We start from the raw sequence: 13002 nt of genomic DNA on the forward strand, positions 1-13002 counted from the left end.
ATGGTGCTCAGAGGGGTGAGAGGAGCAACGACAATCGAGCAAAACTCAGAAACCGTCATTCTTTCAGCAACGGAAGAACTTTTGGCGAAAATGATCGAGGTGAATGGCATTGAACCTGAAGCGGTGGCCTCGGTGTTTATTTCAGCAACAGATGATGTAAACGCCGTTTTTCCTGCTAAAGCTTTAAGAAGGTTTCCTGGGTGGACATATGTGCCTGTCATGTGCATGCAGGAGTTGCATGTTCCCAATTCACTGGAATATTGTGTTCGGGTAATGATGCATGTGAATACCGATAAAACACAGAAAGAAATTGTCCACGTTTATTTAAAGGATGCTCAATCGCTAAGGCCGGACTTAAACGAACCGAGTTTATAAAAAAGAGCGAACAATTCTCCTTGATTATGATAAAATAAGGATGGAAATTGCTTTAATCTATTAGTAAAGTAAAGTGAGTTTAAATGAGGTGAAGAACCATGAGGTGGAAAGAACAACTTCTTTCATTAAAACCTTATCAACCGGGAAAATCGATTGAAGAGGTAAAAAGACAATTTCATTTGGAAAAAATAACGAAGCTTGCGTCAAATGAAAATCCGTTTGGATGCTCAAAAAAGGTTTTGAATGCAATCACAGATTACCAAAAAAGTCTGGCAATTTATCCGGATGGATATGCTACAGATTTAAGAGAAAAAGTAGCTTCCATACTAAATGTGGGACAAGATGAGCTGATTTTTGGCAATGGTTCGGATGAATTGATTCAAGTCATTTCAAGAGCCCTCCTTGGACCAAATGCTAATACGGTAATGGCTGCCCCTACTTTTCCACAATACCGCCATAATGCTACTTTGGAGGGAGCAATTATAAAAGAAATTCCGCTTGTTAACGGGAATCATGATTTGGACGGAATGCTCGCCGCCATTGACGATCAGACAAATGTCGTCTGGCTCTGCAGTCCTAATAATCCGACAGGCACCTATATACCCGAAGGGGAATTAGTTGAATTTTTGGAGAAGGTGCCGGTTGATACGCTCATAGTGCTTGATGAAGCCTATAATGAGTATGTTGTGGCGGATGACTACTACAATTCAATTGAATTAGCCCGTCAGTTTGAAAATTTGATCGTGCTAAGAACTTTTTCGAAAATTTATGGTCTTGCTTCCTTACGAGTTGGGTATGGTATTGCCAATCCGGCCATTATTCGTGCATTAGAGCCGGCAAGAGAACCATTCAACTTGAATACATTTGCACAACTTGCTGCACGAACAGCGATTGAAGATCAGGAATTTGTTCAGAATTGTAAAGATGTGAATCGCGAGGGATTGAATCAATTTTATCAATATTGTGATGAACATAAGCTTTTTTATTATCCTTCTCAAGGAAACTTTATTTTAATTGATTTTCAGGTTGATGCAGACGAAGTCTTCCAGTATTTACTGCAAAAAGGATATATCGTCCGTTCCGGAAAAGCGCTCGGCTTTCCAACTTCTGTGCGGATAACAGTCGGTTCAGCCGAGCAAAACGAAGGGGTACTAAGCGCAATCAGTATGTTTTTGGCAAGAGAGCTTCAGAAATAAAGATTGGAAAAATGGGGGAAAGCAATTGAATGGCCGTGTTTTTGTTATAGGGTTGGGATTAATTGGCGGCTCGTTGGCGTTATGCATTAAAAAAAAGCATCCGAATGCTGAAATAGTCGGCTACGATATTAACAGCAAACAAGCAGGTCTTGCAAAAGCGCTTGGTGTGATTGATGCAAGCGTCCAGACCATCCGAGAAGGTGCTGTGAGAGCCGATTTAATTATCATTTCAGCACCGGTAAAAGAAACAGCTGACATTATCCGGCAGCTTGCCGATCTTCCGTTAAAGCAGGATGTGTTAATAACTGATACGGGCAGTACAAAACAAAAAATTGTTGCCCAAGCTGAAAGCCTAAAGACCCGCAAGATCACCTTTATCGGAGGTCATCCGATGGCAGGCTCGCACAAAAGCGGGATCACAGCAGCAAAACAAATCCTGTTTGAAAATGCTTTTTATTTGTTGACACCGGATGATCATGTTCCAGCAGAAAAAATTCAATTACTAAAAAAATGGCTAGCCGCGACGAAGGCAAAATTTTTAATCCTTCCGCCGGACCAACATGATTATCTTACTGGAGTTGTGAGCCATTTCCCCCATATTATTGCTGCATCGATTGTCCAGCAAACGGAGAAACTTGCCCATTCCCAAGGTTTAATCCCGCGTTTGGCAGCTGGCGGTTTCAGGGATATTACTCGCATTGCTTCAAGCAGTCCGGGAATGTGGCGGGATATCTTGCTTGAAAACAAAGATGTATTACTGGAACTTCTCGATCAATGGCAAAAGGAAATGGATGCAGTAAAATCATTGTTGGAGGAAGAAAGCGGCCAGCGAATTTATCAATATTTTCAAGAAGCAAAGCAATTTCGCGACGGCCTACCGGTTCAGGAAAAAGGAGCCATTCCTGCTTTTTATGATTTGTTTGTTGACGTTCCGGACTATCCCGGGGTCATTTCAGAAATTACTGGTTACTTGGCTAAAGAAGAAATCAGCATCACCAATATTCGTATTCTGGAATCACGTGAGGAAATCTATGGAGTGCTCGTGATCAGTTTCCAAACAGAAGAAGATCGATTGCGAGCCGAAAATTGCATTAAAACCTATACAACTTACGCTACTTTTATTAGCTGATGAATGGCAGGATAGGGAGTGGTTTTTTGGAATCATTAAAAATTCAGGCGAATCTGAAACGCTTGCAAGGTTCGCTCCGCATTCCCGGAGATAAATCGATTTCCCACCGGTCGGTGATGTTCGGTGCCATTGCCCATGGTGTGACGACTGTTTCAAACTTCCTCCCCGGGGATGATTGTCTAAGTACAATTGCCTGTTTTCGGCAACTCGGAGTGAAAATTGAAAGAAACCAAAAGGAATTGCGCATCTACGGAAATGGCTTTGCCGGGCTTACTGAGCCTGGTGAAATGCTGGATGTCGGCAATTCAGGCACAACGATCCGGTTAATGCTTGGGATTTTGGCAGGAAGGGATTTTTTTGCCGCGTTGCAAGGCGATTCCTCGATTGCCCGAAGGCCGATGACAAGGGTTGCAAAGCCGTTAAAAGAAATGGGAGCTTTCATTGATGGGCGAAAAGGCGGGGGGTATACACCGATCGTGATTCGCGGCGGTCATTTAAAAGCGATAAACTACCAACTCCCCGTTGCCAGTGCACAAGTAAAGTCTTCACTGATCTTTGCCGGTCTGCAGGCGAACGGAACAACTACCATTATTGAAACGGAGCAAACGCGGGATCACACGGAACGAATGATCCGCCATTTTGGTGGCGAAATTGAAAAAAGGGGAACTGTAATCGCGGTGAAAGGCGGTCAGGAGCTGGAGGCTCGCGATGTTCAAGTTCCCGGCGATATTTCATCTGCTGCATTTTTCCTTGTTGCCGGAGCAATTGTACCCAATAGCGAAATCATATTGGAAAGGGTGGGCTTGAACCCTACAAGAACGGGGATCCTTGACGTAATGAAAAAAATGGGTGCCCAGCTTGAAATTTTCGAAGCGGAAGATGGCGGCTTTGAGCCGTATGGCGACATTCTTGTCAAAACCTCTGAGCTCAAAGGGACAGTAATTGAAGGAGAGATGATTCCGCGGCTAATTGATGAAATACCGATTATTGCCCTGCTTGCAACCCAGGCAGAAGGAACGACCATTATAAAAGATGCACAGGAACTTAAAGTAAAGGAAACGAATCGGATTGATACGGTTGTCAATGAACTGTCAAAGCTCGGTGCAAAAATTCAAGCAACCGAGGACGGTATGATTATCCATGGCAAAACCCAATTATCGGGCGGAAGGGTTTCCAGCCACGGCGACCATCGAATTGGCATGATGCTCTCCATTGCCGCGTTCATTTGTGATGGTGATGTTTTCCTTGACAAATCGGAGGCAATTGACGTCTCCTACCCAGAATTTTTCGATCACTTAAAAAAATTGCAAGATTAAAAGCCGTGTGTCCATCACGGCTTTTCTTTTTTAAAAATTGCTTTACGTTGGCATATTTTCAGTTTTGTGACATAGCTTGTCTTAACAACAGAAAAGGATGGGTTATATGGCGTACATTATTGAGAATGCCGCAATTTTAAAAGAGGATCAATTCTGGCCGGAACAATCGATTTTAATTGAAGAAAATCGTATTGCTGGACTGCACAACAGCTATAAGCAATACCAATTTATGAAAATGAATGCTGAATCGTTTCTAATGACCCCCACATTTGCTCTTTTAGACACCAAACTTCCGCTAGCCGCTTCTTATCAAACTTTTAAAGCATATATGATTGAACATTTTTTAGCAAAAGGCTGTACAACACTAGTAACGTATGTAAATGTTTCTTTCCACTCGGAGCTTTCCAAAAAAGTGAACGATGCAAAAACCGCGTTAATCAGCAGCCCTGTTGATTTTCTAATTGGCGTACGAGTTCCATTGAAGCTTGTTACCTCCCAATTGATCCGAATTTGTAAAAAAGAAAGGATTCCGGCCATTTTTGTAGAAGTTATAGACAAGCAAGAACTTGAGGCAATTCCGTGGAGCTGGATTCGCGAGGCACTTTTTCCTTACAATTGCCCGCTCATTCCAATTTTTTTGGAAAGTAAGCAAAAAAGCTTAAAAGAAATCCAAAAAAATTGGACGGACATCATGCAAAAGGAGAAAATCCCGGCTCTTTATGATGAAATGAAAGAAAATATCCCGCTTTCAGCAGCAGTGCTAAATCAGATCGGAGTTTATAACAAAAAATTAAGCCTGCACCACGGAGCAGAAGTTAGCTATAATTTATATGTAAAATGCAATGAGATCAAGAATGTTGATACTCGGCAATTATTTCTTTATCATAGGGATAGGCTTGCCATTACTGTTCATAAAGGAAAAGTCATTCGAGCCGGGAATCAAGTGGAATTCAAACCGGGAAATGGAGAATTTGTGAAAGTGATTACCCCAGCTTATTTTTCCTTTTCGAAACAGTGAAGGTCTGATGAATTGTTTGTACAGGAATGAGAGGATATCAACGATGGAACAGATGAAAAAAATAATCGCATTACTTGAAAACGGTCAACATAAGGAAGCATTAAATGAATATAATGAAGTATTAAAATACGGCATGCCGGATGAGAAATTCCTTCTTGGAGAAGAACTGTTTCAGTTAGGATTTTTGGATGAAGCAAAGGCTTTGTTTGAAAACTTATTGGAATTGTATCCGGAGGAGGGAGAATTGCTAGTCCTTCTGGGTGAAATTTTCATCGAGGCAGGGGATGAGGAAGAGGCAATCTTAATGCTTGAGCGTATACCGGAAACCGATTCGGTTTTTCCAGAGGCGCTCTTGCTGCTGGCAGACTTATACCAATTTCAAGGACTATTTGAAGTCAGTGAACAAAAACTTTTACAGGCAAAGGAAATCCTTCCAGATGAAATTGTGATTGATTTTGCCTTAGGGGAGCTCTACAGTGAACAAGGAGAGATTACAAAGGCAATACTTGCTTATGAAAGCGTTTTAAAAGAGAAAACAGAAGTAAATGGTGTCAACATTTATCACCGCCTGGCTGATTTACTCAGTACTTCCGGAGCGTTTGAAGAGGCATTGCCTTACTATGAAAAAGCTTTGGATGAAAAATTGGAGATCGATACATTGTTTGGGTATGCATTTACAGCTCTTCAAGGGGAATATTATCGTGCCGCAATCGAAAAATTTCTCGCTTTAAAAGAACTGGATCCAGAGTATCATTCTCTTTACTTGCCGCTCGCCCAAGCATATGAACGGGAAGAGGAGCTGGAAAAAAGCTTTGAAACCATAATGCTAGGGATCAATCAAGATGAATTTAATAAAGAATTATATCATTTTGGCGGTCGTATTGCTGTTAAATTAGGCAAGGAACAAGAGGCGGAAGAGCTCTTTCGTGGTGCACTGGCACTGGATCCAGGCTTTATTGAGGCTGCCTTAGCATTAAATAAGCTGTTTCTTCACCAAGAAAAGTATGAAATGGTGGTAGACTTAATCAGGGCGCTCGAAATTCAAGAAGAGGAAGAACCCCAGTTGATTTGGGATGAGGCTGTCGCCTTGCAAAGGCTTGAAGATTATCGAAATGCATTAGACAAATATGAGCTGGCATATACTTATCTTAAGAATAATGAAGGATTTTTGACAGATTACGGTTATTTTCTTATCGAAGAAGGAAAAACAGAGCGCGCTGGCGAAATTTTTAAGCAGTTAGTCAAAAAAGATCCAACAAATGAAGAGTATTTAGATGTACTTGCAAGATTGACTGACATGGAATATTAGCCAAGAAAAGGATGCAGAGGAGGGAATCGAATATGGCAACCCCTGTTTCTGTCAACGAGAAGAAGGACTTTATTCGCTGGTTTTTAAATCATTATCAGTTAAAGCGCCGTGAGTGCGTGTGGATTTTAAATTATTTGATGAGTCACGATCAATTAATGGAAAAGGTTCATTTTGTTGAACAGGCGCAGTATTGTCCAAGAGGGCTGATCATGTCTACCCATTGTGTAGATAAAGTACCGTTTCGATTCTATAAGGAAAATGTGATGACAACCGATGCAGAAAAATCGTTTCATGATATTCGCCTAAATCGGGACGAAGATATCTTTATTCAACTGAACTTCCATGCTTCGAACCAAGTACCGCAATATGCTGCGGTTCTTGAGGAAAATCCTTTTATGCCAAAACACTTGCAGATAAACGAAAAGGATGGCTTGCTGGCTGAGCAGATTTTGCAATACAGCATTGAACGTTTTCAGCATGAAAAACTTCTAGCCCTTATCGACGAAGCGCTGGACCGCCATGATGAAGAAGCGTTTAAAAGGTTAACAGATCAACTGAATCAGATCGCTAATCCGCAATAAAGTGAAACTTCAATCAGCGGGGTTTTACTGTCCATTAATGGGAGATAAAGTGGAAGCTTGCATCAGCAAGCTTCCACTTTGTTACTAGCAAAAATCGCTCTTCCACATCAATTTTTCATGGAGGGATGAAGATGAAATGGGCGGCAAAAGATATAGAAATTTACATAAAAGAGAAAGCCTTTATTGATACCGTGGTGATTCCCCTCCTGCCGGTTTCCTTTGGGGAAGAAATAAAGGAGAGTGCATCACAATCAGAATTTATAACACTGCTTTCAACATTGCTTGAAAAGCAGTTTGCCGGCCGGGTTTTACTGGCTCCGCCGTTTACCTATTTGCAGGTGGATGGGATAAAAACAGCAGCTTTATCCTTAGAAAAATGGGCGATGAACATAAAAGAGAATGCGATTCCCCATATTTATTATTTGACGTCTGACAGCGGATGGAAAATGATAGAACAGCATCTGAAAGGGACACTTCTTTGGGTGCCGGCATTGCCGATTGATCAGTTCAATCATTCTCAAAAATGGACAATAGTAGAAAATCAGGCGAACCAGCTTGTCAATTTTTTTATCAAAAAATGGCATGAAAAAGAATAGGGAATATTTACACTATTCTGTTTTATTGTATTGACCTAGTTGAAATATTGATATATCATGATTATGTCCTAGTTTAATCTGTGTTTTGTAAAGGTCCAATATGGACTTATTATCGGTACAGAGGGGGGATAGGTATGAGTAACCAACGAGTTTCAAGACGCCAATTTTTAAGCTATACGCTAACAGGTGTAGGCGGTTTCATGGCAGCGGGGATGTTAATGCCAATGGTTCGCTTTGCTGTAGATCCTGTTTTGAAGGCGGATTCAAGTGGGGATTTCACCGCAACAAAGCAAAAAGTTTCAGAATTGACGGACGAACCTGTTCGTGTCGACTTCACATTTAAACAGAAAGACGCCTGGTATGTGTCAGAGGTTACCAATACCGCCTGGGTATACAAAGAGAAAGATAAAATTGTCGCACTTTCGCCAATTTGCAAGCATTTGGGCTGTACGGTCAACTGGAACACAGATAAAGCTCATCCAAATCAATTCTTTTGCCCATGCCACTTTGGCAGGTACACGAAAGACGGTACAAATGTACCCGGGACACCGCCGCCGGCTCCGCTTGATGTATATCCATACAAAGAAAAGGATGGATACTTGTATTTAGGAAAAGCACAACCACGGAAGGAGGCGTAATAATTGTTAAACAAAATTTACGATTGGGTAGATGAACGTTTGGATATTACGCCGCTGTGGCGCGATATCGCCGACCATGAAGTGCCTGAACATGTCAATCCTGCGCATCACTTCTCCGCGTTTGTATACTGCTTCGGCGGTCTGACATTCTTTGTAACGGTTATCCAAATTCTTTCAGGAATGTTCCTCACAATGTACTACGTACCAGACATTAAAAATGCCTGGGAATCTGTGTATTATCTGCAAAATGAAGTAGCCTTCGGCCAGATTGTCCGCGGAATGCATCACTGGGGTGCAAGCCTTGTCCTGGTTATGATGTTTTTACATACATTGCGCGTATTTTTTCAAGGTGCGTATAAAAAGCCTCGTGAACTAAACTGGATTGTGGGCGTTTTAATTTTCTTCGTTATGATGGGGTTAGGCTTCACTGGCTATTTATTACCGTGGGACATGAAAGCGCTTTTTGCAACGAAAGTCGGTTTGCAAATTGCAGAAGCAACACCGTTGATAGGATCCTATATTAAGATTTTGCTTGCTGGTAACGAACACATTGTCGGTGCTCAGACATTGACCCGGTTCTTTGCCATCCATGTCTTTTTCCTGCCTGGGGCATTGCTCGGTTTAATGGGTGCCCATTTCTTAATGATACGCAAACAGGGGATATCAGGCCCCCTTTAAACATGCATGTTTAAAATATGCGCAGGTTAGTTTTCTATGAAGGAGGGGGATTGATCGATGCATCGCGGCAAAGGCATGAAATTCGTCGGTGATTCGCGCGTGCTGGCACCATCGGAACGAAAGCCGAACATTCCAAAAGATTACTCGGAATACCCTGGCAAAACGGAAGCATTCTGGCCAAACTTCCTTTTAAAAGAATGGATGGTAGGAGCGGTTTTCCTTGTCGGGTTTTTAAGTTTAACTGTTGCAAATCCGGCTCCGCTCGAGAGGATAGCGGATCCGACTGATACAGGCTATATTCCGCTGCCGGACTGGTATTTTTTGTTCTTGTACCAATTGCTGAAATATTCATATGCTTCAGGTCCATACACGGTTGTCGGCGCAATGGTTATCCCTGGAATTGCTTTTGGTGGATTGCTGCTTGCTCCGTTTATCGATCGCGGACCGGAACGCCGGCCAATAAAGCGCCCTGTTGCAACTGGATCGATGCTGTTGGCCCTTGTAGCAATGGTATTTTTAACCTGGCAGGCCGTTGCCACCCATGACTGGAAAAAAGCCGAAGAACAAGGCAAGATCGTTGCCAAGGTAAATATCAATAAAGCAGATGAAGGTTATCAAGTCTTTAAGAATCAAGGTTGTATCAATTGCCACGGGGAAAACCTTCAAGGGGGAGCAGGAGCACCTACGCTAATTAATACTGGCCTTAAGGCGGAAGAAATCGCTAAAATCGCCAAAAATGGTAAAGGAAAAATGCCGGCTGGAATTTTCAAAGGAAATGACGAACAATTGAAAAAACTCACAACCTTCATCGAAGGACTCAACAAAAAATAAACAATAAAAAAGGCTGACGAAGTTTCGTCAGTCTTTTTTTCTTTTAAAAATCTGTTATGATACATTTATAACGATGATGGAAATGAGGTATTTTAGTGGGAATGATTTACACTTTTTTGGCCAACCGAACTTTTTTAAAGCTATTATTGGTTGTTAATATCGCCGGAACGATTTACGGTTATTATTGGTACGGCTGGCAGCTTGCTGAAACGCCGCCGATTTTTCTGCCATTTGTTCCGGACAGCCCTACCGCCAGTTTGTTTTTTGTTCTTGTTCTGCTTGGATTTTTATTGAAAAAAAACTGGCCGATATGGGAAGCGTTGGCCCTTGTCACCTTGTTTAAATACGGGATATGGGCAGTGGTCATGAACATTCTTGTTTACTTTGTTCAAGGACAATTGGATTTTGCCGGTTATATGCTGATTTTTTCCCATTTTGCGATGGCCGTGCAAGGAATCTTGTATGCCCCTTTTTACCGGATGAAATTATGGCATCTTGTCATTGCTGCAGTTTGGACGCTTCACAATGATGTGATTGATTACGTATTTTTTATGATGCCACGCTATAGCATGCTGGATAAGTTTACACCACAAATTGGCTATTTTACTTTTTGGCTCTCTGTTTTCTCGATTGGAATAGCGTACTATTTGGCTGTCCGTTCCAGCCGTTTCAAGCTTTCGCTAAAATAAGAAAGTTGTTTGATAATCATGGTCTAACCTTGTCCATCCCTTCATACATTTTAATAGAATGAAAGGGGGGACAAGAGTGAAAGGAAAATGGCTACTCATCGTTGTTGTGATTATGCTTTTCGGTCCAACAATGACCCTGGCTGCACAGCAAACGCCAATCGAAAAACTCGACAATATTTCGGACGAAGCACTGCAAATGGTGAAATCGAAGCGTTATGATGACGCAAAGAAATTGCTTGATTATTTTACAGATCAATTTCCAAAACTAGCTAGTAGAGAACGACCCCTTACATTGGATCAACTGCGAATTGTAAATGTTTCTCGGAATGAAGCTGTTGAGGCTACTGTTAACCCGAACATGAAATACGAGGAAAGAATAAATAAATTAACGAAGTTCAGGCTTGTGATTGATGCGCTGGCAACGAGCAAACGGCCATTATGGACCGGGCTGGAGGAACAGATTTTAACGACTTTTCATCAAGTACAGAATGATGCCAGTCAAAATCAAACGGCTGAATTCAACAGTCATTTTAATTCGTTTTTGTCATTGTATAACATGATTTATCCAAGTATGAAAATCGATGTGCCGGCAGAAACGATCCAACAGTTGGACACGCGTATCAATTTTGTGGATGATTATCGGTTGCAGATCATTGGAAACAAGAAAAAATCACAGGAATTGGCTAGTATAGAAACAGATTTGAAACGCATATTTGAACAAGTCGACGATGATCAAACAGAACCGTCCATATGGTGGGTTATTATTTCAACTGGCAGCATAATTATTATGACCTTATCATATGTCGGATTTAGAAAATATCAAGGCGATCCTATTGCGAAAAAGAACCGCTCACGAGAGTCTAAATATTGACATGAATGAACACCATGAATACAATGTTAGCAAGAAAGGCTTAAAAAGGAGGTTCTCAAATGTCTTATCTTATTTATTTTGCGATTATCATTTTAATTCCACTATGGGCACAAGCCAGGGTTAAATCGGCATTCGCAAAATATTCCCGAGTACCTTCTTCCAGGCAGCTTCGCGGTGCCGAGGTGGCGAGGGAGATTTTAAATGCGAATGGTTTATACCATGTCAGCATTGAAGAAGGAAGAGGGTTTTTAAGCGACCATTATGATCCAAGATCAAAGACGGTTCGTTTATCCCCGGAAATTTATCATGGTCATTCCATTGCAGCTGCAGCGGTCGCTGCCCATGAATGCGGACATGCGATCCAAGACGCCCGGGAGTATGCTTTTTTGCGCTTTCGTCATGCGCTTGTACCTGTGGCCAATATTGGTTCCAACTTTTCATGGGTTTTGATCATGATTGGTATTTTTGCGCAAATGAGCGGTATGCTGCTTTTAGGTATTATTTTTATGGCAGCGGCTGTTTTGTTTCAAGTCGTAACCCTTCCTGTGGAATTTAATGCATCCAATCGTGCCATGCAGCAAGTTGTTTCGCTTGGCTTGATTCATGGCAGCGAAAAACCTGAAACAAAAAGAGTGCTGGATGCAGCGGCGTTGACATATGTTGCAGCCGCAGCAGTCGCCGTGTTGGAATTGCTGCGGCTTGTGCTTATTTATACTGGCATGAGCCGGAGTGATGATTAAAAATTGCTAAGAAAAGCGGACGCCCTATGTCGGGTGCCCGCTTTTTAGCTTTCAATCGGCTTTTTGTTTTCATCTAGGGTAAAACCTTCGCCGTGAACGTCATGGACAATCGTAATCGAGACAAATGCATGCGGATCAATCGAAGTGATTAAATTTTTCAACCGGACGATTTCATTTTTGGCGACAACACAATACAGCACATCCCGCTCGTTTTTCGTGTACGAACCAAAACCTTTAAGAATGGTAACCCCGCGATCCATTTCGAGCATGATTTTGTCAGCAATCGCTTCATTTTGTTCCGAAATAATCATTGCACCCCTTGCAGTATACGCACCTTCCTGCATGAAATCAACCACTCTTGCGCCAACGAGCACAGCAACAAGGGTATACATTGCCTGCTTGTAATTGAGGTAAGCAAGAAGTGAAAGCGTGATAACACACGCATCAAAAAGAAACATCGTCTTCCCCATACTCCAGCCAACATATTTATGTACCAACCGGGCAATAATGTCAACGCCGCCTGTTGTCCCGCCATATCGAAAAATGATTCCCAAGCCAATTCCTGTGAAGCCTCCCGCAAACAGAGCGGCAAGTGTTAAGTCATTCGTTAAAGGCATATTGATTGTGTTGCGTTGAAAGATCCACAAAAACAAGGAGACACTAAAGGTGCCTATAAGTGTGTAAAAAAACGTGTTTCGACCCAATAGCTTCCAGCCGATAAAGAAGAGGGGAATGTTTAATAGCAGATTTGTGTAGGAAGGATCCCAATGAAACAAAAAGTAGAATAAAAGCGTGATGCCGGTAAAGCCGCCTTCGGCCAATTTGTTTTGCATATTGAAATTAACTAGTCCGAATGACATGATCGCCGCACCAATTAAAATGAAGAAGATATTTTTGAGTTTTAAATGAAACAACATAGCGATTCTCCTTGTCCAAAAGTCTCGGTAAAGCGGTTTAATTATAACCAATTAACCGGCCAGGGGCAATCTCGGCAGAAATAAAACATAGCATAGGGAAAAACATTTGTAAAACCGG

General features: G+C 41.8%; 15 protein-coding genes. 14 read left to right on the top strand and 1 reads right to left on the bottom strand.

Features of this window, described 5'->3' with window-relative positions; all coding sequences use genetic code 11:
- Positions 1-3 precede the first annotated feature (3 nt).
- From aroH to ACQYAD_RS09965, 14 genes are all read left to right on the top strand, one after another.
- A complete protein-coding gene (gene aroH / locus ACQYAD_RS09900; RefSeq protein ID WP_430238773.1) occupies positions 4-375 on the top strand; it encodes a chorismate mutase in 372 nt (123 codons plus the stop codon).
- Between the two features lie 98 nt (positions 376-473).
- Complete coding sequence (gene hisC / locus ACQYAD_RS09905) at positions 474-1571, top strand: histidinol-phosphate transaminase (RefSeq protein WP_430237756.1); 1098 nt, start codon at positions 474-476, stop codon at positions 1569-1571.
- A 25-nt stretch (positions 1572-1596) separates the two neighbouring features.
- A complete protein-coding gene (locus tag ACQYAD_RS09910) occupies positions 1597-2700 on the top strand; it encodes a prephenate dehydrogenase (RefSeq protein ID WP_430237759.1) in 1104 nt (367 codons plus the stop codon).
- Positions 2700-4016, top strand: coding sequence for a 3-phosphoshikimate 1-carboxyvinyltransferase (gene aroA / locus ACQYAD_RS09915; protein ID WP_430237760.1), 1317 nt, complete (start codon positions 2700-2702; stop codon positions 4014-4016). Before ACQYAD_RS09910 ends, aroA begins: the two co-directional genes overlap by 1 nt.
- Positions 4017-4122: 106 nt before the next feature.
- Complete coding sequence (locus tag ACQYAD_RS09920) at positions 4123-5034, top strand: hypothetical protein (RefSeq protein WP_430237762.1); 912 nt, start codon at positions 4123-4125, stop codon at positions 5032-5034.
- A gap of 43 nt (positions 5035-5077) precedes the next feature.
- Positions 5078-6343 (top strand): tetratricopeptide repeat protein, encoded by a 1266-nt coding sequence (locus ACQYAD_RS09925; RefSeq protein WP_430237763.1) that lies wholly within the window; start codon positions 5078-5080, stop codon positions 6341-6343.
- Between the two features lie 32 nt (positions 6344-6375).
- Positions 6376-6924 (top strand): ReoY family proteolytic degradation factor, encoded by a 549-nt coding sequence (locus tag ACQYAD_RS09930; protein ID WP_430237764.1) that lies wholly within the window; start codon positions 6376-6378, stop codon positions 6922-6924.
- Between the two features lie 131 nt (positions 6925-7055).
- Positions 7056-7520 (top strand): YpiF family protein, encoded by a 465-nt coding sequence (locus ACQYAD_RS09935; protein ID WP_430237765.1) that lies wholly within the window; start codon positions 7056-7058, stop codon positions 7518-7520.
- Between the two features lie 134 nt (positions 7521-7654).
- Positions 7655-8158, top strand: a complete 504-nt coding sequence (locus ACQYAD_RS09940; protein WP_430237766.1) for a ubiquinol-cytochrome c reductase iron-sulfur subunit — start codon at positions 7655-7657, stop codon at positions 8156-8158.
- Positions 8159-8161: 3 nt separating this feature from the next.
- Positions 8162-8836 (top strand): menaquinol-cytochrome c reductase cytochrome b subunit, encoded by a 675-nt coding sequence (qcrB, locus tag ACQYAD_RS09945; RefSeq protein WP_430237767.1) that lies wholly within the window; start codon positions 8162-8164, stop codon positions 8834-8836.
- A 57-nt stretch (positions 8837-8893) separates the two neighbouring features.
- Positions 8894-9667 carry a c-type cytochrome gene (locus tag ACQYAD_RS09950; protein ID WP_430237768.1) on the top strand — a complete coding sequence of 258 codons (774 nt, stop codon included), beginning with the start codon at positions 8894-8896 and terminating at the stop codon, positions 9665-9667.
- A gap of 95 nt (positions 9668-9762) precedes the next feature.
- On the top strand, positions 9763-10356 hold the full coding sequence (locus ACQYAD_RS09955; protein ID WP_430237769.1) for a DUF1405 domain-containing protein: 594 nt from the start codon (positions 9763-9765) through the stop codon (positions 10354-10356).
- A gap of 76 nt (positions 10357-10432) precedes the next feature.
- Positions 10433-11227 (top strand): sporulation protein YpjB, encoded by a 795-nt coding sequence (ypjB, locus tag ACQYAD_RS09960; RefSeq protein WP_430237770.1) that lies wholly within the window; start codon positions 10433-10435, stop codon positions 11225-11227.
- 59 nt (positions 11228-11286) lie between these two features.
- A complete protein-coding gene (locus tag ACQYAD_RS09965; protein ID WP_430237772.1) occupies positions 11287-11967 on the top strand; it encodes a zinc metallopeptidase in 681 nt (226 codons plus the stop codon).
- Positions 11968-12011: 44 nt separating this feature from the next.
- On the opposite strand, the gene ACQYAD_RS09970 is transcribed toward ACQYAD_RS09965, so the two are convergent.
- Entirely contained in the window at positions 12012-12884 is an 873-nt protein-coding gene (locus ACQYAD_RS09970) for a YitT family protein (RefSeq protein WP_430237775.1), read from the bottom strand.
- Between the last annotated feature and the right edge of the window lie 118 nt (positions 12885-13002).

Origin of the sequence: Neobacillus sp. SM06 (genome assembly GCF_050496765.1) — a bacterium.
Taxonomy (GTDB): domain Bacteria; phylum Bacillota; class Bacilli; order Bacillales; family Cytobacillaceae; genus JAEVLT01.